General features: G+C 64.5%; 22 protein-coding genes. 13 read left to right on the plus strand and 9 right to left on the minus strand.

Features of this window, described 5'->3' with window-relative positions:
• The first annotated feature begins 13 nt into the window (after positions 1–13).
• From J9893_RS00140 to serA, 3 genes are all read left to right on the plus strand, one after another.
• Positions 14–610: a 5-formyltetrahydrofolate cyclo-ligase gene (locus tag J9893_RS00140; RefSeq protein WP_039040382.1), complete on the plus strand. Its 597-nt coding sequence runs from the start codon at positions 14–16 to the stop codon at positions 608–610.
• A 143-nt stretch (positions 611–753) separates the two neighbouring features.
• A complete protein-coding gene (gene rpiA, locus J9893_RS00145) occupies positions 754–1,407 on the plus strand; it encodes a ribose-5-phosphate isomerase RpiA (RefSeq protein ID WP_039040383.1) in 654 nt (217 codons plus the stop codon).
• A gap of 264 nt (positions 1,408–1,671) precedes the next feature.
• Positions 1,672–2,904, plus strand: a complete 1,233-nt coding sequence (gene serA / locus J9893_RS00150; protein ID WP_039040384.1) for a phosphoglycerate dehydrogenase — start codon at positions 1,672–1,674, stop codon at positions 2,902–2,904.
• A 78-nt stretch (positions 2,905–2,982) separates the two neighbouring features.
• Here the strand turns inward: serA and J9893_RS00155 are convergent, their stop codons facing one another.
• The gene (locus J9893_RS00155) at positions 2,983–3,363 is read right to left on the minus strand and encodes a diacylglycerol kinase (protein ID WP_039040385.1); all 381 of its coding nucleotides are present in this window, start codon (positions 3,361–3,363) and stop codon (positions 2,983–2,985) included.
• A 141-nt stretch (positions 3,364–3,504) separates the two neighbouring features.
• On the opposite strand from J9893_RS00155, the gene J9893_RS00160 reads away from it, so the two are divergent.
• Entirely contained in the window at positions 3,505–4,569 is a 1,065-nt protein-coding gene (locus J9893_RS00160; RefSeq protein WP_010675196.1) for a 3-deoxy-7-phosphoheptulonate synthase, read from the plus strand.
• 212 nt (positions 4,570–4,781) lie between these two features.
• Here J9893_RS00160 and J9893_RS00165 read toward each other — a convergent pair whose 3' ends face one another.
• The 3 genes from J9893_RS00165 to J9893_RS00175 all read right to left on the minus strand — a co-directional run bounded on the left by J9893_RS00165 (position 4,782) and on the right by J9893_RS00175 (position 7,356).
• A complete protein-coding gene (locus tag J9893_RS00165; protein ID WP_052816485.1) occupies positions 4,782–5,555 on the minus strand; it encodes an ATP-binding cassette domain-containing protein in 774 nt (257 codons plus the stop codon).
• Positions 5,542–6,549, minus strand: coding sequence for a vitamin B12 ABC transporter permease BtuC (gene btuC / locus J9893_RS00170; protein WP_039041213.1), 1,008 nt, complete (start codon positions 6,547–6,549; stop codon positions 5,542–5,544). Before btuC ends, J9893_RS00165 begins: the two co-directional genes overlap by 14 nt.
• Before the next feature lie 75 nt (positions 6,550–6,624).
• The gene (locus J9893_RS00175; protein WP_210599804.1) at positions 6,625–7,356 is read right to left on the minus strand and encodes a transporter substrate-binding domain-containing protein; all 732 of its coding nucleotides are present in this window, start codon (positions 7,354–7,356) and stop codon (positions 6,625–6,627) included.
• Between the two features lie 112 nt (positions 7,357–7,468).
• Between J9893_RS00175 and J9893_RS00180 the strand changes: the two genes are divergently transcribed.
• Together J9893_RS00180 and tapW are read left to right on the plus strand one after the other, a co-directional pair.
• A complete protein-coding gene (locus tag J9893_RS00180) occupies positions 7,469–7,825 on the plus strand; it encodes a DMT family protein (protein WP_010675200.1) in 357 nt (118 codons plus the stop codon).
• A gap of 56 nt (positions 7,826–7,881) precedes the next feature.
• Positions 7,882–9,018 carry a type IVa pilus ATPase TapW gene (gene tapW / locus J9893_RS00185; RefSeq protein WP_029314740.1) on the plus strand — a complete coding sequence of 379 codons (1,137 nt, stop codon included), beginning with the start codon at positions 7,882–7,884 and terminating at the stop codon, positions 9,016–9,018.
• 61 nt (positions 9,019–9,079) lie between these two features.
• Here tapW and J9893_RS00190 read toward each other — a convergent pair whose 3' ends face one another.
• The 3 genes from J9893_RS00190 to J9893_RS00200 are packed head-to-tail and all read right to left on the minus strand — an operon-like array spanning position 9,080 to position 11,863.
• Positions 9,080–9,322 carry a FeoC-like transcriptional regulator gene (locus J9893_RS00190; protein WP_010675202.1) on the minus strand — a complete coding sequence of 81 codons (243 nt, stop codon included), beginning with the start codon at positions 9,320–9,322 and terminating at the stop codon, positions 9,080–9,082.
• A gap of 46 nt (positions 9,323–9,368) precedes the next feature.
• Positions 9,369–11,639 (minus strand): Fe(2+) transporter permease subunit FeoB, encoded by a 2,271-nt coding sequence (feoB, locus tag J9893_RS00195; protein WP_010675203.1) that lies wholly within the window; start codon positions 11,637–11,639, stop codon positions 9,369–9,371.
• Entirely contained in the window at positions 11,636–11,863 is a 228-nt protein-coding gene (locus J9893_RS00200; protein WP_010675204.1) for a FeoA family protein, read from the minus strand. The genes feoB and J9893_RS00200 overlap by 4 nt, the downstream gene beginning before the upstream one ends.
• Positions 11,864–11,982: 119 nt before the next feature.
• Here J9893_RS00200 and J9893_RS00205 point away from each other — a divergent pair, with 119 nt between their 5' ends.
• The 7 genes from J9893_RS00205 to J9893_RS00235 all read left to right on the plus strand — a co-directional run bounded on the left by J9893_RS00205 (position 11,983) and on the right by J9893_RS00235 (position 17,242).
• Positions 11,983–12,312 (plus strand): translation initiation factor, encoded by a 330-nt coding sequence (locus J9893_RS00205; protein ID WP_039041208.1) that lies wholly within the window; start codon positions 11,983–11,985, stop codon positions 12,310–12,312.
• Between the two features lie 253 nt (positions 12,313–12,565).
• Entirely contained in the window at positions 12,566–13,123 is a 558-nt protein-coding gene (locus J9893_RS00210; RefSeq protein WP_010675206.1) for a TMEM165/GDT1 family protein, read from the plus strand.
• A gap of 217 nt (positions 13,124–13,340) precedes the next feature.
• Entirely contained in the window at positions 13,341–14,279 is a 939-nt protein-coding gene (locus tag J9893_RS00215) for a DUF2157 domain-containing protein (RefSeq protein ID WP_042014993.1), read from the plus strand.
• The gene (locus J9893_RS00220; RefSeq protein WP_210599805.1) at positions 14,272–15,279 is read left to right on the plus strand and encodes a DUF4401 domain-containing protein; all 1,008 of its coding nucleotides are present in this window, start codon (positions 14,272–14,274) and stop codon (positions 15,277–15,279) included. Before J9893_RS00215 ends, J9893_RS00220 begins: the two co-directional genes overlap by 8 nt.
• Positions 15,276–15,770 carry a GDYXXLXY domain-containing protein gene (locus J9893_RS00225; protein ID WP_210599806.1) on the plus strand — a complete coding sequence of 165 codons (495 nt, stop codon included), beginning with the start codon at positions 15,276–15,278 and terminating at the stop codon, positions 15,768–15,770. The genes J9893_RS00220 and J9893_RS00225 overlap by 4 nt, the downstream gene beginning before the upstream one ends.
• Positions 15,771–15,961: 191 nt before the next feature.
• On the plus strand, positions 15,962–16,684 hold the full coding sequence (locus J9893_RS00230) for a transporter substrate-binding domain-containing protein (protein WP_104454364.1): 723 nt from the start codon (positions 15,962–15,964) through the stop codon (positions 16,682–16,684).
• Between the two features lie 279 nt (positions 16,685–16,963).
• A complete protein-coding gene (locus J9893_RS00235; protein WP_029314742.1) occupies positions 16,964–17,242 on the plus strand; it encodes a hypothetical protein in 279 nt (92 codons plus the stop codon).
• Between the two features lie 101 nt (positions 17,243–17,343).
• Here J9893_RS00235 and J9893_RS00240 read toward each other — a convergent pair whose 3' ends face one another.
• Complete coding sequence (locus J9893_RS00240; RefSeq protein WP_039041204.1) at positions 17,344–17,631, minus strand: hypothetical protein; 288 nt, start codon at positions 17,629–17,631, stop codon at positions 17,344–17,346.
• A gap of 86 nt (positions 17,632–17,717) precedes the next feature.
• Entirely contained in the window at positions 17,718–18,776 is a 1,059-nt protein-coding gene (locus J9893_RS00245) for a sensor domain-containing diguanylate cyclase (protein ID WP_202016478.1), read from the minus strand.
• Positions 18,777–19,418: the final 642 nt, after the last annotated feature.

The following is a 19,418-nucleotide window of genomic DNA, read 5'->3' on the forward strand; positions in this document are numbered from 1 at the left end:
CCCAGGAGTCCCCATGCCGGATACCCAACCCGAACGCCAGAACCTGCGCCAGCTCATTCGCCAGCGCAGAAAAAGCCTGAGCCAGGCCGAGCAGCAGGCGGCGGCCCAACAGCTGGTCGAGCGCTTCCAGGAACACCCCGGCATCCTCGCGGCCAGGCGCATCGCCCTCTATCTGGCCAACGACGGGGAGCTCGATCCCCTGCCCGCCATCCACTGGCTGTGGGCCCGGCAAAAGGAGGTCTACCTGCCGGTGCTGCACCCCTTCACCCCGGGTCACCTGCTCTTCTTGCGCTACACCGCCACCACCCCCATGACCCGCAACCGCTACGGCATCGCCGAGCCCGAGCTCGACGTGCAGCAGGTGCTGCCCCACAGCATGCTGGACATCATCTGCACCCCGCTGGTGGCCTTCGATGAGGCTGGCAACCGCCTCGGCATGGGGGGCGGCTACTACGATCGCACCCTCGCCTGCTGGCACGAGCACCAGCTCGGCCCAAGACCCCTGGGGCTCGCCCACGATTGCCAGCAGGTGGATGCCGTCCCCCGGGAGCAGTGGGACGTGCCGCTCCCCCAGATCATCACCCCCAGCCGCAGCTGGCACTTTGCCTGATCAGGCGGGGGCGCCCCCTTCGGTTCAATAAACAGGCAAACGATTTACATCTTGGGGATTTTTGCGCCGGAACGTGAGCACCATGGTCGCTCTGGGGGGGATGCTTGGATATAATGCGCCCGCTTTTTCCATAAGGATCCATCATGACTCAAGATGAAATGAAGAAGGCGGCCGGTTGGGCTGCGCTCAAATACGTGGTACCCGGCACCATCGTCGGGGTGGGCACCGGCTCTACCGTCAATCACTTCATCGACGCACTGGCGACCATGAAAGACCAGATCAAGGGCGCGGTGTCGAGCTCCATCGCCTCCACCGAACGCCTCAAGGGTCTCGGCATCCCGGTGTTTGACCTCAACGACATCGATGCCCTCTCCGTCTACGTGGATGGTGCCGACGAGATCAACGCCAGCCGCGACATGATCAAGGGGGGCGGCGCCGCCCTGACCCGCGAGAAGATCGTCGCCGCCGTGGCCGACCAGTTCATCTGCATCATCGACAACACCAAGACCGTCGACGTGCTGGGCACCTTCCCCCTGCCGGTGGAAGTGATCCCCATGGCCCGCGAATACGTGGCCCGCGAGATCCGCGCCCTTGGCGGCAACCCGGTGTGGCGTGAAGGGGTGGTGACCGACAACGGCAACATCATCCTGGACGTCAAGGGCATGGCCATCACCGATGCCAAGGCTCTGGAAACCCGCCTCAACAGCATCGTGGGCGTGGTCACCAACGGCCTGTTCGCCCACCGTGGCGCCGACGTTGTGCTGATCGGCACCCCCGAGGGTGTGATCACCAACTAAGGCCTGCTCCCCGGACCTCCCCCTCCGGGCAAGCACCGCCCGGGTCAGTCAATCTGACTGCCCCAAATGGACAACGGCGCCTCATGGCGCCGTTTCTGGTTATCCCTCAATGGGTTGTAGCAGCACATCTGCAACAATCGTTGATAACTTCAAAGAATTTGACTTTCGTCACAAATATTCCCTCTCCCAAACGTTTTTGCTACTTTACGGTTTTCTTCACACTGCAAGCCTGAACGCATTTTTCAAAACAATAGAGGGAACGTCATGACAGCCAAGTTTTCGCTGGACAAGGATAAGATCAAGGTACTGCTGCTGGAGGGAGTCCATCCCAACACGGTGGAGACCTTTCGGGCAGCCGGCTACACCAATGTGGAATATCTGAAGACGTCCCTGTCGGAAGAGGAGTTGATCGAGCGCATTCGTGACGTGCATTTCGTGGGCCTGCGTTCACGCACCCAGATCACCGAGAAGGTGCTGGATGCCGCCACCAAGCTGGTGGCCATCGGCTGCTTCTGCATCGGCACCAACCAGGTCTCCCTCGACGCCGCCCACGTGCGCGGCATTCCCGTCTTCAACGCCCCCTTCTCCAACACCCGCTCCGTGGCCGAACTGGTACTGGGGGAGATCCTGCTGCTGCTGCGCGGCATTCCCGAGAAGAATGCCAAGTGCCATCGCGGCGTCTGGGAGAAGCTGGCCAACCGCAGCGTCGAAGCCCGCGGCAAGAAGCTCGGCATCATCGGCTACGGCCACATCGGCACCCAGCTTGGCATCATCGCCGAGATGATCGGCATGAAGGTCTACTACTACGACATCGAGAACAAGCTCTCCCTTGGCAACGCCATCCAAGTGCCGAACCTGGTGGAGCTGCTCAACATGTCTGACGTCATCAGCCTGCACGTACCGGAAACCGCCTCCACCAAGGATCTCATCGGTGCAGAGCAACTGCGCATGATGAAACCGGGCGCCATCTTCATCAACGCCTCCCGCGGCACCGTGGTGGACATCGACGCCCTGGCCGACGTCATCAAGAGCGGCCACCTCTCCGGCGCCGCCATCGACGTCTTCCCGGTGGAGCCCAAGTCCAACGACGAGGAGTTCCTCACCCCGCTGCGCGGCCTGGACAACGTGATCCTGACCCCCCACATCGGCGGCTCCACCCAGGAAGCCCAGGAGAACATCGGTCTGGAAGTGGCCAACAAGCTGGTCAAATACTCCGACAACGGCTCCACCCTCTCCGCTGTCAACTTCCCGGAAGTCTCCCTGCCCGGCCACAAGGGCTCCAGCCGCCTGCTGCACATTCACCGCAACCAGCCCGGCGTGATGAACCAGATCAACCAGATCTTCGCCGACGAGGGGATCAACATCGCCGGTCAGTACCTGCAGACCAGCAGCGAGATCGGTTACGTGGTCATCGACGTCGAAACCGAGCACAGCGAGAAGGCCCTGGCCCGTCTCAAAGAGATCAATGGCACCATCCGTGCCCGGATCCTGCACTGATAAGCCCTTATCTGCGCAGCAAAAAGCCCGTCGTGATGACGGGCTTTTTTATGTCAGGAGAAAGGTTGCTCTCGCAGCTTACCACCAGCCCAGCAGGTTGCGGCCCACCAGGGCACCCCACACCAGGGCATTGAGGGCCAGGGCGATGAAGACGGCGGCGGAGCCCAGATCCTTGGCGCGGCCCGAGAGTTCGTGATGCTCGGAGCCGATGCGATCCACTACCGCCTCCACGGCGGAGTTGAGTACCTCGACGATCACCACCAGCCAGCTGATGCAGACGAGCAGCAGGATCTCGTTGAGGGAGTCACCTATCCAGAATGCCAGCGGCATCAGCAGCAGGATGAGCAGCAGCTCCTGGCGGAAGGCGGCCTCGTTGATCCAGGCCGATTTGAGACCTTTCATGCTGTAACCGGTTGCGTTGATGATGCGGGTGATCCCGGTCGCGCCTGGCTTTGCCACGATAACTACCTCATTTGAAATGGCTTTTGGGTTCACATCCTATCAGAGCCGCCCAAGGTTTCCATCGGGTGACTTTTGCTTTATTTTATTCCCTTGCATTTTGGCATCCCGCCCACCTTATCCACTCGAGAATTGAGTCGTATGTCCATTCACACCGATGAATTGCGCACCCGTCGCCTGGAGGCCCTGATCACCCCAAGCGAGCTGGCGCACGCCTTCCCGTTAACCGACACCATCGCCCAGAACCTGCTGGATGCCCGCCGCCAAGTGGAAGCCATTCTGTCCGGTGAAGATCAGCGCCTGCTGGTCATCGTCGGCCCCTGCTCCATCCACGATCCTGCCGCCGCCCACGAATACGCTCTGCGTCTGAACACCCTGCGTGAAGAGTACAAAGAGAGCCTGTGCATCGTGATGCGCACCTACTTCGAAAAGCCGCGCACCATCGTCGGCTGGAAGGGGCTCATCAATGATCCGCGCCTGGACGGCAGTTTCGACGTCAATGAAGGGCTCAAACTGGCCCGCAAGCTGCTGGTGGACATCAACGAGACCGGCATGCCCACCGCCACCGAGTTCCTCGACATGGTGACCGGCCAGTACATCAGCGATCTCATCACCTGGGGCGCCATCGGCGCGCGCACCACCGAGTCCCAGGTTCACCGGGAGATGGCCTCCGCCCTCTCCTGCCCGGTGGGGTTCAAGAACGGCACCGACGGCAACACCCGCATTGCCATCGATGCGGTGCGCGCCGCCCGTCACAGCCACATCTTCTACTCCCCGGACAAGGACGGCAAGATGACCATCTACCGCACCGCCGGCAACCCCTACGGCCACGTGATCCTGCGCGGCGGCCACCGTCCCAACTACGACACCGCCAGCATCGACGAGGCGTGCGAGGCTCTGGCCCAGGTGGGCCTGCCGGAGCGCCTGGTGGTGGACTTCAGCCACGGCAACAGCATGAAGGATCACCGCCGCCAACTGCTGGTGGCCCAGGATATCTGCGATCAGCTGCGCCGCGGCCGCACCGGCATCGCCGGCATCATGGCCGAGAGCTTCCTGGTGGAAGGGCGTCAGGACGTGGAGAACGGCTGTGCCGCCACCTTCGGCCAGAGCATCACCGATGCCTGTCTGTCGTGGAGTGACACCGAAACCCTGCTGGCCATGCTGGCAGAAGCCGCCCAGGTGCGGCTGGACAAGCAGAAAGCCTGAGCAACCGCTCAACGCTCTCTCTACCAATTCAAAGAGCCAGGTATCACGGATGCCTGGCTCTTTTCATTTCCACAGTGATTCACTCGCTCCCCTTGGCTTCACTCAGCCTAAGCAGGTTTTCAATGCTGTATCCGTAGTCGACGGAGCGGCTCCCTTCTCCCGCTTGTTTCAAAAGAATGGGAGAAGGGCTGGGGATGAGGGGGAAGACCGCCTCACAGACTCGGCATAAACCAGGTGCGGCCGGCCGCCTCGATACGATCGGTGCGGATCTGGAACACCCGCTCCAGCAGCGCCTCGTCGATGATCCCGACGTCCCCTTCCCCCACCACGCGGCCCTGTTGCAGGCAGAGCACGCGATCCGCCCAGTCGATGGCCAGATTGATGTCGTGGATGGCCGCCACCACCAGCAATCCCTGCGCGGCCAGTTGCTTGAGCAGCCGCAGCAGCGCCATCTGGTGATGCAGATCCAGCCCCGCCAGGGGTTCGTCCAGCAGCAGCACCCGCCCGGTCGGATTGAGGCTTGGCCATAGTTGCAACAGGGTGCGGGCGATCAGCACCCGCTGCTGCTCCCCCCCGGACAAGCGGCTGAAGTCCCGTGCCAGCAGGGGCGCCAATTCCAGGGCGTCGCACACATCCGCCACCGCCTGCGCCTGGGCATCGGGGCCCCCCTCCTCCAGCCCCAGGCTCAGCACCTGGAACACCGGGATGTGGAACAGCTGGGGCTGGCGCTGGGGCAGCATGGCGCGCCGCGTTGCAAGCTCGGGCCAGCTCAGGGTCGTGATGACCTCTCCTCCCAGCAAGACGGCGCCATCGGCGGGCAGCAGGCCCGCCAGGGCCCCGAGCAGGGAGGACTTGCCACTGCCATTGGGGCCGAGCAGGGCCACCAGCTGACCACCGGGCCAGGCGAGATCCAGGGGGGCGAGGCGATGGGGGATGGCCAGGGCGCGGGCCTCCAGCCGCCAGGGGGCGGGATCAGCGGGACACATCGGCATCTTGCCTCAGCAGCAGATAGATAAAGAGCGGGGCACCCACCGAGGCGGTGATGACCCCGATGGGCAGTTCACCGGCGTGCAGCGCCGAGCGGGCCACCAGATCGGCCCCGAGCAGCAGGGCGCCGCCCCCCAGCGCCGAGGCGGGCAGCAGGAAGCGCTGATCGCTGCCACCGCACAGGCGCAGCAGGTGAGGCACCACCAGGCCGACGAAGCCGATGACGCCGCACAGGGAGACCGCCACCCCGGTGAGCAGGCAGACCGCCAGCACCAGGCGTACCCGCATGCTGTCCACGTTCAGCCCCATGAGGCGGGCCTGGGTCTCTCCCAGCAGCAGTTGTTGCAGTGCCCGCCCCTGCCAGCAGAGCCAGCCGAGGGTGAGGGGCAGCACCAGCCACCACCAGGCGAGCTGCTGGCTGCCGTAGGCGAGGCTGCCCATCATCCAGAACATGAATTCCCGCAAGGCGCCGTCGTCGGCGAAATACATCAGCCAGGTCATGGCCGCATTGGTGAGGATGCCGATGGCGACCCCGAACAGCAGCAGCCGCCCATGGCCGAGCCGTGCCCGACGTGCGAGACGGATGAGCAGCATGGTCACCACCAGGGCGCCGCCAAAGGCCGCCAGCGACAGTCCCCAGCCCGGCAGATAGAGCCCGAGCCCCTTGGCCACCGCCATCGCCACCATGGCGGCCAGCCCAGCGCCGCTCGAGACGCCGAGCAGGCCGGGTTCCGCCACCGGATTGTGCAGCATCACCTGGAGCACGGCACCGCCGCAGGCAAGGGAGGCCCCCGCCAGCAGAGCCAGCAGGGCGCGCGGCAGGCGCAGCTCCAGCAGGATGCGCAGCTCCAGATCCCCCAGCGGCTGCCAGGGCAGCAGCACGAACTCCCCGAGGGCGAGGGAGAGCAGGAACAGGGCCAGGGTCAGCAGCGACAGCAGGAGCAGCCAGCGACGCTGCCAGCGCTGCTGGCGACGGATGAGAGCGAGATACACGGGATCCCCAAGAAGCGAGGCCCGCCGGTGGGCAGGCAGGAAAGCTGCATGATAACAGCGCGTTACCACCCAAGGTCAAGGCTGGTAGGGCTTGGCCAGCGCCGCTATCTCGCCGCTCTCCACCATGGCTTGCAACGCCTGCGCCAGCTTGGGGCCCAGCTCATGGTGGGGTGAGTGCTTGCTCATCCCGAGGTAGAGCACCACCGGGTTGGGGGGCTGGAAGGGCGCCTTGACGAGGCCGGCGTCGTTGCGCTGGCTCAGGGCGTAATCCACCTGGCAGTCGGTCCCTATCATCAGGGGCAGGTGGCCCCGCTCCACCATGCGCTGCAACTGGTCTTCGGTGGGGACCCCGTGCTTGTCGAGCTGGGTGTCGCCATCGAAGGGGGGGAAGTAGGCGGAGTTGAACACATAGCCTATCTCGCGGCCTCGCAGATCCTCGTAGCGCCTGAGACCTGCCACGGCGGCGGGCTTGCCATAGAAGGCAGGCCGGCACTGGTAATAGGACGGCTGCAGGTAGTCGATGAAGGCGGCCCGCTCCTCGGTGTGAGCCAGCCCTATCATCAGATCCACCTGACCGGTCTGCATCTGTTTGAGTGCCCGTCCCCAGGGCACCCGTTTGAGGGTGAGCACAATGCCGCTGCGTGCCTGCAACTGGCGCAGAATGTCGATATCCAGCCCCTGGAAGTCGTCGTTCTCTGCCAGCATGCGAAACGGCGGCCAGACATCGGTGGCCACCGTCAGGGTCGGCGCACCTTGCGCCCAGCAGGCAAACAACAGACAAAGCGCACCCCAGCTTGTCTTGCCCATCCAGCTTTCGCCTTCTTTTGTTACATCCTTGTGAGCTAAAAATACCCTCAAGCACCACTTATGAAAACCCATGGAGTCGAGATAAAATGCATTGATTTAAAAGGAGAACCTAATGAACCCCATCATGACCAGTATCGGCCTGCTCATCTGCAGCAACGTCTTCATGACGTTTGCCTGGTACGCCCATCTCAAGAGCATGAATCACAAACCCTGGATCATCGCCGCCCTGGTGAGCTGGGGGATAGCCCTGTTCGAATACCTGTTGCAGGTGCCCGCCAACCGCATCGGCCACACCGTGCTCTCCGTCGGCCAGCTCAAGATCCTGCAGGAGGTGATCACCCTCACCGTGTTCGTTCCCTTCTCCATCTTCTATCTGAAAGAAGATCTGAAGTGGGACTACCTCTGGGCGGGTCTGTGCATCCTGGGCGCGGTCTTTTTTGTGTTCCGCGAAAAACTGACCGGCGCCTGAGGCTGTACACTCAAGCCATTCATCATCCCCCAGCCCTTTGAGCGACGAGGCCCCTCATGGAATTGAGAGACATGCTGCAGATCCTGGCCAAACAGGACGGTTCCGATCTCTATCTCTCCACCGGCGCCCCCCCCTGCGCCAAGTTCAACGGCGCCCTGCGCCCCCTCACCCAGGAGCCCCTGGGGCCGGGCGAGGTGGCCCGCATCGCCTACGACATCATGGATCTCGAGCAGAAACAGCAGTTCGAGAAAGAGCTGGAGATGAACCTCGCCATCTCCCTGCCCCAGATAGGCCGTTTTCGGGTCAACATCTTCAAGCAGCGCAATGAAGTCTCCCTGGTGGCGCGCAACATCAAGACCGAGATCCCCCGCTTCGAGGATCTCAAACTCCCTCCGGTGCTCCTCGACACCATCATGGAGAAGCGGGGTCTGGTGCTCTTCGTCGGCGGCACCGGGTCCGGCAAGTCCACGTCGCTCGCGGCCCTCATCGATCATCGCAACCGCAACAGCGGCGGCCACATCATCACCATCGAAGATCCGGTGGAGTTCGTCCATCGCCACCAGAAGAGCATCATCAACCAGCGGGAGGTGGGGGTGGATACCCGCAGCTTCCACGCGGCCCTGAAGAACACCCTGCGCCAGGCGCCGGACGTCATCCTCATCGGCGAAATCCGCGATCGGGAGACCATGGAGCATGCTCTCGCCTTCTCGGAGACCGGGCATCTGGCCATCTCCACCCTGCACGCCAACAACGCCAACCAGGCGCTGGATCGCATCATCAACTTCTTCCCGGAAGAGCGCAGACCCCAGCTGCTCAACGACCTTGGCAACAACCTCAAGGCCTTTGTCTCCCAGCGGCTGGTGAAGACCACGGACGGCGGGCGCCGGGCGGCGGTGGAGGTGATGCTCGGAACCCACACGGTGCGCGATCTCATCAAGCGCGGCGAGTTTGGCGGCCTCAAGGAGATCATGGAAAAATCCAGGGCCCTTGGCATGGTGACCTTCGACAGTACTCTGTTCGATCTGGTGGTCGAGGGGGTGATCGACGAGGAGGAGGCGGTGAAGAACGCGGACTCCCAGAACAACCTGCGCCTCAAGATCAAACTCTGGCGGGAGAAGGGTCAGATTGGCAACAGCGCGGCGGCGAGCGGCTGGAGCCTGGAGCCCACCAAGGACGAGGGCGACCTCTTCTGAGACGGACCCGGCGGCCACGAAAAAGGGAACCCTCGGGTTCCCTTTTGCATATGGGCAGGCGTCAGCCCTTCTGGATCAGCCCTATCTGGCCGGGCTCGCACCACTCGAACGTCACCTCTTCGTGCTTGCCGCAGCAGGAGCCGCCACACAGGCGGCTCTCCCGCTTGGCGACGCGCCCCTTGCGCATCCAGACCCCGAGCATGGCCTCTACCGCATCCTCGGAGGTGTGGAAGTGGCGGGCCAGCGCCCGCCGGCTCACCTTCTTGTGAAGGGCCAGATAGTCCCCCAGTTCACGCAGGATCACAGAATACCCTCCCTCTCGGCGCACTCGCCCCTGACCATGAGCCCCTTCACAGGGTCACCACCTTGCGTGCGACGATGTCGCCGTGACGACGCCCCAGCCACCAGAGCAGCACCAGGGAGAACAGATAGCTCAGGCTCCAGACCAGGCTCTGCGCCGGGTGGGCGGCGAAGGTCGCCAGTTGATAGAAGAGGGTGGCGCACAGGAAGGCGACGTAGTTGCACCAGGCGGCGGTGAACAGGGCCCACTGACGACCGGTCTCTCGCACCAGAGCCCCCATGGCGGCGGCGCAGGGCATGTAGAGCAGCACGAACAGCAGGTAGGCAAAGGCCCCGGCCACGCCGTCGAAGTGGGTCTGCATGTTGCCGTAGGTGGAGGTGTCCACCTCCTGGGCCTCGGCTGCCGCCTGCTTGTCCTCCAGATCCCCCACCTTGAGCCCCATGGGATCGGCGGGGTCGATGTCCGCCAGGTTGGCGGGAATGGTGGCCAGCGCCGCTTTCAGGCTGCCCAGCAGGGAGTATTCACTCTCCTCCTCATCACCGGCGCCGCCGGCGTAGAGGCTGTTGAGGGTAGCGACCACCGCCTCCTTGGCAAAGATGCCGGTGAGGATGCCCACCGTGGCCTGCCAGTTGTCGTCCCGCACGCCTATGGGATGCAGCACCGGGGTCACGGACTGGCTCAGCTTGCTCAGCACCGAGTTCTCCTGATCCTGGTTGCCGAAGCTGCCGTCGGTCCCGAGGGAGTTGAGCACGCTCAGCACCGCCACCATCAGGACGATGGTCTTGCCCGCGCCGAAGATGAAGCCCTTGAGTTTCTGCCAGGTGCGCAGCCCCACGTCCACCGGACGGGGCCACTCGTAATCGGGCATCTCCATCACCATGGAGTCGCTCTTGCCCGGCAGCAGGGTGCTGCGCAGGAAGAGGCCGGTGAGCACCGCCACCAGGATGCCGAACAAATAGAGACCGAACACCAGGTTCTGCCCCGACTCGGGGAAGAAGGCCACCGCGAACAGGGCGTAGACCGGCAGACGGGCACCACAGGACATGAAGGGCGCCATGGCCGAGGTCATCAGCCGCTCGCGCTCCGACCCCAGGGTGCGAGTCGCCATCACCGCGGGCACGGTGCAGCCAAAGCCCATCAGCATGGGGACGAAGGCCTTGCCGGGCAGGCCGAGGCGACGCATCAGGGCGTCCACCACGAAGGCGGCGCGGGCCAGATAGCCGGAGCTCTCCAGCACCGCGAGGAAGAGAAAGAGGCAGCCCACCACGGGGATGAAGGTCGCCACCGTCTGCAAACCGGCACCCACGCCGTCCGCGAGCACGGCTCCCAGCCAGTCGGGGGCACTCATCAGCCCCAGCAGGTGGTGCACCCCGTCCACGAAGAGGGCCCCCCCGAGGATGTCGAAGAAGTCGATGAAGGCGCTGCCCACCTTGATGGCGAACATGAACATCAGGTACATCACCAGCAGGAAGAAGGGGATGCCCACCCAGCGGTTGAGCAGCACCCTGTCCAGCCGTTCGCTCTGGGCGACGGTGAGCTTGTCCTGATGACGGCACGCCTGCTGGCACCAGTGGTGGATATGGCCGTAGCGCAAATCAGCGAGTTGCAGGTCGATGTCCTGGGCGTGGTGGGCGCGGCTCACCACGTTGTCGGCCGCCGCCTGCTGCCCCGCCGCCAGGGTCTCCTGCATGGCGATGTCTTCCTCCAGCAGGCGCAGGGCGCGGCCACGGCGATGCAGATGATGGGGGGCGAGCAGGGTCTCCAGCTCGGCGATGTCCCCCTCGAGGGGCTGACCGTAGTCGAGCATCAGGGCGGGCTGGGACTGGCCGATAAACTGGTGGATCCCCTCTTTGAAGGCCGCCACCTGCTGGCGATTGTGGGCCGAGAGCGACACCACGGGGCACCCCAGCGCCTTGGCGAGCAAGGCCTCGTCGATGGTGATGCGCCGCTTTTGCAGCAGATCCATCTTGTTGAGCACCACCACCATGGGCAGCCCCAGCTCCCGCAGTTGCAGGGTGAGGTAGAGGGAGCGCTCCAGGTTGGCGGCATCGATGACGTTGAGCAGCAGATCCGGCTGCTGGCGCTGGACGAAGCGGCTGGCGATCTGCTCGTCCAGGCTCGCCTCCTGGTTGGCCAGGGCATAGATGCCGGGCAGGTCCACCAGGGTGTATTCCTGCCCGCGGGCAGCAAAGGCCCCCATCTTCTTGTCGACGGTGACCCCGCTCCAGTTCCCCACCTGCTGGCGGGAGCCGGTCAGGGCGTTGAACAGGGAGGTCTTGCCGCTGTTGGGATTGCCCACTGTGACCAGGTTGTAGCTCATACCGGCTCCACCTCGATTTGCTGGGCCAGACTCCTCTGCATGGAGAGGCAGATGCCCTGGCACTGGATCTGGAGCGGGTCCCCCAGGGGGGCGGCCCGCAGATAGAGGATCTCGGTCTGAGGCAGCAGCCCCATCACCATCAACTTGCGCCGCAAGGCGCGGCCAAGGTGGTTCATGTGCGTGATGCGAGCGCTCTGTCCCGGCGACAGCTCTGTGAGTACCATGACGGGCTCCTGAAGTTAAACAAGAATAATTCGCTTTTAATGGGGGGATTATAAGCTGTGCCCTCAACATTTATTTGCGTAAAATCAAACTCCGCTTAGCTAACCGACAAAGTATTGCCATGAGTCACGACAACAACAGCCGCCTGGTCTACAGCACGGACGGCGGCATGATCAAGGAATCCGCCCCCGCCCAGCATGCCTCCCCCTTCCCCGCCGACGGGGTCGTGCGCATCCGCCGCGAGACCAAGGGACGCAAGGGGGCCGGGGTCATCAGCATCCACGGCGTTCCCGCCGACCAGCAGAAGGCCCTCGCCACCCTGCTCAAGAAGAAGTGCGGTACCGGCGGCGGTCTCAAGGAGGGGATCATCGAGATCCAGGGGGACAAACGGGACCTCATCAAGGCCGAACTGGAGAAGGCCGGCTTTCAGGTCAAGCTGGTGGGGGGATAATTCCCCATCCCGCGCCTTGCCTCACCGGGGGTTTTTCCCTAGAATGCCCGCTCCCATCGAGGGGGAGTAGTCTCGCCACGGACCCGTTCCGTGCGCGATCCTGATCAACATACTTGGTGCCAACTCACCATGGTCAGGGTGATCCGGGCAATGCCGGATTTGACAAGACCTTTGACGGGCCAGTGCCAAAACCGGGGACGGATGGCACAGGCTTGTCTCTGGTTTATAACAATTCCGTCCCCCGGTCATTTTTATGGAAGCCTTGTTAACCTCCACCATCAGCGTTGCCATCGCCGAGATCGGCGACAAGACACAGCTGCTGGCCCTGTTGCTCATCTGTCGTTTTCGCAAACCCTGGCCCATCATCGCCGGCATGCTGGCTGCCACCCTGCTCAACCACGCGGGTGCCGCCTGGATAGGGGAATTCATCAGTCGCTGGATGGATCCCAAGGTGATGACCTGGCTGGTCGCTGGCGCCTTCATCGCCATGGCCGCCTGGATCCTGGTGCCGGACAAGATGGACGATGAAGAGAGTTCCCTGGACAAGTACGGCCCCTTCATGGCCACCTTCGTGCTCTTCTTCATCGCCGAGATCGGTGACAAGACCCAGATAGCCACCGTGCTGCTGGCAGCCAAGTACGACTCCCTGATCCAGGTGATCACCGGCACCACCCTCGGCATGATGCTGGCCAACGTGCCCGTGGTGCTGCTCGGCAAGCTCGGGGCCGACAAGCTCCCCCTCAAGGGGATCCGCATTGCCTGCGCCATCCTCTTTGCGGGGCTTGGCATCTCCACCCTGATCTTCGCCTGACCTCCATAGAAGCCGGCGGGGGATCAGCGTGAGCACTGATCGCCACCGCCGCCCCGGACGTCCTTCAGGCCCCCTCCTCACGGCGGGGGCCTTTTTAGTGCAAAGACATGGCCCCGTGCCGCGACCTGTGTCGCAGCGCCGACTGCGCCCCTGCCCCGAGACGCTTCGCCGTGCCATAATGCCTTATCTTTCAGGCATCACGGCTTCAGGAGCCCCCATGCACCTCACCTCAAGACAGACCCTGCTCGACTGGGTCAGGCGCGGCCGCCTGCCACGGGCCTCGCTGCCTGCCGCCCTGGCCCTGTGCGATCTGCCCCCCGGCCCTGCCCGCTGGCAGTGGCTGTTCGACAGGCTGCTGCTCTGGCTCGGCTGCCTCTGCCTTGGCGCCGGCCTCGTCTTCTTCGTCGCCTTCAACTGGCAGGCCCTGGGGCGCCTCTCACGTCTCGCCCTGCTGGAGCTGCCGTTGCTCGCCATGCTCCTGGTGCTCTGGCGCAAACCCATGAGTGACACCCCGCGCCAGGCCCTGCTGCTGGCCCTGGCCCTCAACCTCGGCGCCCTGCTCGCCCTGGTGGGCCAGACCTACCAGACCGGCGCCGACCCCTGGCAGCTCTTCGCCACCTGGGCCCTGATGCTGCTGCCGCTGGCGGCCCTTGGCAGAAGCCCGCTGCTCTGGACCCTGGCCTGGCTGCTCGGTCAGCTCGCCCTGGTGCTCTACTGGCGGCTCGGCCTTCTCGATCTCTTCTTCTCCTTCAACGAGGAGGCCCTCGGCTGGTGCCTGACCCTGCTCAACGCCGCCCTCTGGGGTCTGCTCATCCTGGTGCCCGCCCGCTACGCCCTGATGCCCTCCTGGCTCGCGGGGCTGGCCGCGGGGCTCGGCATCACCCTGCTTACCCTGCTGGCCCTGTTCGATGCCGCCTCTCCCTGGGTCTGGCCTGCCTGGCTCGCCTGGCTCGGCGCCGCCTACCTGCGCTGGCACCACAGGTTCATCGCCGGGCTCGCCATGGGGTGCCTGAGCCTCATCGCCGTGATCCTCGCGGCCCTTGGCAAGTGGATGGAGCCGGACATGAACGGCTTTTTGCTGCTGGCCCTCATCGCCATCGGCCTGTCGGTGATGGCCAGCCGCTGGCTGCAACAACAACGGAGGCAGCATGTCTGATCTCACCCCCTGGGAGCGCCTGCGTGCTGCCCAACTTGTGGAAGGGGATGCCCCCCGGGATGAACAGCCCCACTGGTCGGGCCGTTTTCTGCTCGGCATGGTGGGCTGGATAGCCGCCCTCTTCCTGCTCTTCTTCCTCTTCATGGCCTTCGAGCAGCTGACCCGCGACCCCAACAACGCCCTCACCATGGGGATGGTGCTGATGGCCGCCGCCCTCGGTCTCAACCGCATGGCGACCCGCAGCGATCTCTGGGATCAGTTCGTGCTGGCGCTGGCGCTGGCGGCAAATGCCTGGCTGCTCTACGGCCTGCTGGACAGGCTGGATCTGAACGTCGCGTGGCTCTGGTTCGGTCTGACCGCCTTCTCCCTCGGGGTAGCCGCCCTGTTCGAGCACTGGCTGATCAGGCTGTTCCACAGCTTCGCCGCCGCCATCCTGCTCACCCTCGCCCTCGCCTGCCTCGGCATGCACCTGCTGGCCCTGCCGCTGGTGATGGGCGCCGTCGCCCTGTGCTGGCTGCAGGCGGAGCGCGATCCCGCCCGCCATCTGCTCTATGAATCCCTCACCCTGGGGCTGGCGCTCTCCCTGCTGGTGCTGGGACGGCTGCACCACCCCCTGTGGGAGGGAGGCACCAGCGTGCTCAATGAGCTCGGCAGCTCCCGCCTGCCTCTCTGGCTCAATCCCCTGCTCTGCGCCGCCCTGCTGCTCGCGGTCATGGTTCGCCTCAGGCTGCCGCTGCGCTACGGGCTGCCGCTGGTGGTGATCAGCGCCATCATTCCCGGCATGGGGGCTGGCGCCCTGGTGCTGGTGCTCGGCTTCTACGCCGGCAGCCTGGCCCTGATGACCCTGGCAGGCCTGCTGCTGCTCGGCTTTGGCTCCCTCTATTACTACGATCTGGGGCTGACCCTGATGACCAAGTCCTGGCTGCTGCTCGCCTCGGGGGCCCTGCTGCTCGGTACCCGTCAGTGGCTCAAGCACCTTCACAACGGGAGCCCCTCATGAGACGCCTCGCCTTTTTGCTGACCTGTCTTGCCCTGCTCGCCGGCATCAACGCCGCCGTCTGGCGCTTCGAGCACGCCATGAGCCAGGGGGAGGTGGTGCTGATCGAGCTGGCACCGGTCGACCCCCGCTCCCTGATGCAGGGGGACTACATGCGCCTGAACTACGCCCTCGCCCGCCAGCTGGCGGGCCGCCAGGCCGCCGTCGGCCCCCACACCCTGGTCGTTCGCCTGGATGAACATCAGGTGGTGCACTGGGTGGAAGGGGGCAAGCCCGAGGCCCCTGGCCCGGGGGAGCGCCTGCTCAAGGTGCGCCAGCGCGACGGCCAGTGGTTTATCGGGCCTGACGCCTTCTTCTTCGAAGAGGGCACGGGAGATCAGTATGAGTCGGCCCGCTACGGCGAGTTTCGTCTGCAAGAGGATGGCAGCACCCTGCTGGTGGGGCTGAGGGACGAAGCATTCACCCCCCTGGGTCACACCCGCCCGACCTGGTAAAAAGAGGGCGCCGATCCGGTTGTGAGTGGCGAGAGAATGACGGCCCCCGGCGGATAACGTCTGCGCCGGGTGGCGAAACGCCGTGACTTGGCAACACTTGAAACTGGGCACTCGGCAGCAGGACGGTCAGGATGAACACAGACATTGCAGTCCCCCTTCGCAGACTGGTCGCCTGCGCCGCCCTCGCGGCCATGGTCTGGGGCACTCCCGCGACCCAGGCCAGCCCGGCGCTCGCCAGCCTGCACTACCTCACCGAAGAGTACAAACCCTACAACTTCACCGGGGAGGATGGCGCCCCGACCGGCTTTGCCATCGACCTGCTGCACCTGGTGTGGCAAAAGACCGGCACCCCTGTCCAGCCCGTCAGCATCCTCCCCTGGGCCAGGGGTTACTACCTGCTGACCCAGAAACCCAATGTGGTGCTCTTCTCCACCGCCCGCACCGAGGCGCGCAATCCCCTGTTCAAGTGGGCCTGCCCCATCGGCTATGCCGAGATAGTGCTGATGGGGCTCGCCAGTCGCCCCCTGACCTTGACCCGCCTGGAAGATGCCCAGCGCTACACCATAGGCGCCGTGCGATCCGATGTGGGGGAGCAACTGCTGCTCAACGCCGGCTTCGACGAGCAGAAGATCATGACCGCCAACCGCCTCTCCCAGGCCCTGCGCATGCTCACCTCGGGCCGGGTCGAGCTGATCTCCAGCAACAAGTCCACCCTGCTGGATCTCATCAAGACCCAGCAGCTGGATCCCGCCCAGTTCGAGGTGCGCTGGATGTTGAGTTCCGAGCAGTACTGCTTCGCCTTCAGCCACCCGGTTGACGATGCCCTGGTCAGGGAGTTCCAGATCGGCCTGACCCAGGTGCTGGCCAGCAGCGACTTCCAGCAGCTCCAGCACAAATACTTCCCCTCCCCCTGACCCCTTCCCCGCCGGGGCCGCCAAGGCCCCGGCCCGCCTTTGAGCCAGCGCACGAAACCCGTTTAATGTTCACCACTTGCAACGACAAGGGGTGACGCAGACCGTCCTGGGTCCGTAATATAGGGCGCAGGAGCCTGTTGGCCCCTTTTTCACGGCAAGGGGCAGGGCGCACGGTGGCAGCGACAGTCAGGGGCGGCAGCGTGCCCGCTGGCCGCCTTCATCGGGCAGCGCCGCGCTCACGCCCTTCCCCGCCATCTCTCCGATCTCTTGGGAATACACATGCACAACACAGCGAAATGGTTGATGAGTCTCTCGGTCTGCGCCCTTCTGATGGCCTGCGGCGGTGACAAGACCACCGGCAAGGCCTGCCTCGGGTCAAACAACGACACCCTGGTGGAGGGGATGCAGGACAAATGCAAGGCGGGGGACATTGTCGCCACCAAGCACCCGGCCTATTTCTGCGATTTCAACTACGCGGTCACCTTCAACAGCTACAACTCCGCGATTTGCGTCTACTCAGGCGGTCTGAAACCGGAGAGAACCACGGAAAAATCATGACTGGCGACCCATTTCCCCCGTCTGACACGAAGAGGGCGGCAGGATATGTGGTCAATGCCCGGGTGGCGGTGCCGCCCAGGCCATCCGGGGCGGCTTCGCCCCTATTTCACCCGCATCAGACGGTGATGCTGCCCGGCACACTCGAGCTGGAGCACCTGGGATCGGGCCATGGCCTCCACCCTGGCCAGCATCTCGGCGCTGTAGCCCTTGCGGCGCATCCATTGCAAGGGCTCCTCGAAGCCCCCTTCGTTGACCACGAAGGTATCTGTGTAGGACTCCTTGACGATGCTGACCACCCAGATGCGCTGCTGAAACTCGCAGAGTCCGGCCACCAGGGTGGCCGCCCGCCCGGCCAGGGCGCGCACACGGCGGGCAAGAAGATGAACCATGGTATGGGCTCCGAACTGATAAAAGGGAAAACAGACTGGCACCCGGGTGGACGCGCCACCCTGTGCCCTCTCAACCCGCCCCGCTCCTATCGCGGGGCAGACACCTGACTGGAAGGAGGCGGGTTCCCGCCCTCCCCTGCGGCCCGGCGCTGGCGCTTGACCGCATACATGCTCGCATCGGCCCGGTTCAGCGCCTCCTCGACGCTGACCTCGGCCGGCATCACGGCCACCGCCCCCACGCTGGCACCAGGATAGTGGATCACCTTGTCCCCCACCGGCAGTGACAGCACGCTGTGCTCGAACAGGCGCTGGCGAAACGCCGCCACCGCCCCGTCCAACGTGTCGGAGGCCGGGAAAGGCCCCATGCCCACGGCCACGAACTCGTCCCCCCCAAAGCGGGCCAGCAGATCGCCGCCGCGCAGGGTCTCGCTCAGTTGCCGCGCCATGGCGGTGAGCAGCCTGTCCCCCGCCTCGTGGCCATGCTCGTCGTTGATGGCCTTGAAGCCATCGAGATCCACAAAGGCGATGAGCACCGGATGCCCCGCCCGCTCCGACAACGAGAAAAGGCGGGTGAGCTCCAGCATCAGGGCGCGGCGGTTGGGGAGCCCGGTGAGGGGGTCGGAGAGGGCCAGGCGCGAGAGCTCGTCGTTGGCCTGCTGCAATTGCCGCAGCAGTTGCTCCCGCTCCACCTGTTCGGCAATCAGGTGCGCGAAGAAGGCGATGAGCTGCTGCGCCCCCGCCACCGCGGGCTTTTGTTCGGTACTGGCGCCGCACAGGGTGCCATAGAGGGAACCGGTGGAGGTGCGCACCGGGCTGCTCAGATAGGAGCGAATGCCGAGCTCGCTGGCCGCCTGGGAGTCCCCCCACAGAGCGGCGACGTCGTCGGTGTAGCTAATCTCATCGTCGATGGCACGGCGACACAGGGTATCGCTCCACTCCACCGTCATCCCCTCGGGGATCTGCAGCCCGGCCGCATTGCGGGCAAACAGAACATGCTGGCTGCTTTGCCCGAGGTCAATCTCGGTGAGATAGGTCGACTCCAGCCCGGTCACCGACTCCAGCATCTCCAGCAAAGGGCGGGTCAGGCTCTCCAGATCCCGCGCCTTGATCACCTGCTCCGAGAGCGCCAGCAATAACTTGTCCATGCCTACCTCCACAACTGCGTGCATGTAATGGGCGACCACCTTAGCCAACTCGGGGCGGGCCCGACAAGCGGGAGACCGCGATTGACCGGGGGAAAGATCGATTTGTTCACATTTTGGCATAACCGGCCCCCAAGCGGCGTCGCCATGCGGAACACAGGGACACAACCCTGCTCTCGCCCCTGGGTGCCGGCTCGATTCCCGCCGCGTATTCGCCCACGGTCACCATCCCCTCGCCCCTTGGGGGAGAGGGACAGGGTGAGGGGTGGGTAACGTCATTGCCTGGTGCAATGTCGTCCCACGTGTGAATGGCATGGCTTCGCCATGCAGGACACGAGGGCGCGGCCCTCGACAGGGTTCCGCCCGCCAGCCTCGGAGACTTCGGTTTGCTCCCCTCTCCCCTTGGGGGAGAGGGCTAGGGTGAGGGGTGGGTAACGGCATTGCCTGGTGAATGCCGCCCCACGCCTCAATGGCACGGCTTCGCCGCGCAGGACACGAGGGCGCGGCCCTCGACGGGGTTTCGGCTTTGTCCCCTCTCCCCTTGCGGGAGAGGGTCAGGGTGAGGGGGTCGGTAACGTCATTGCCTGGCGATTGCCACTCCACGCCTGAATGGCACGGCTTCGCCGCGCAGGACACGAGGGCGCT

The organism is Aeromonas sp. MaB10011B, assembly GCF_017939325.1.
GTDB classification, from domain to species: domain Bacteria; phylum Pseudomonadota; class Gammaproteobacteria; order Enterobacterales; family Aeromonadaceae; genus Aeromonas; species Aeromonas caviae.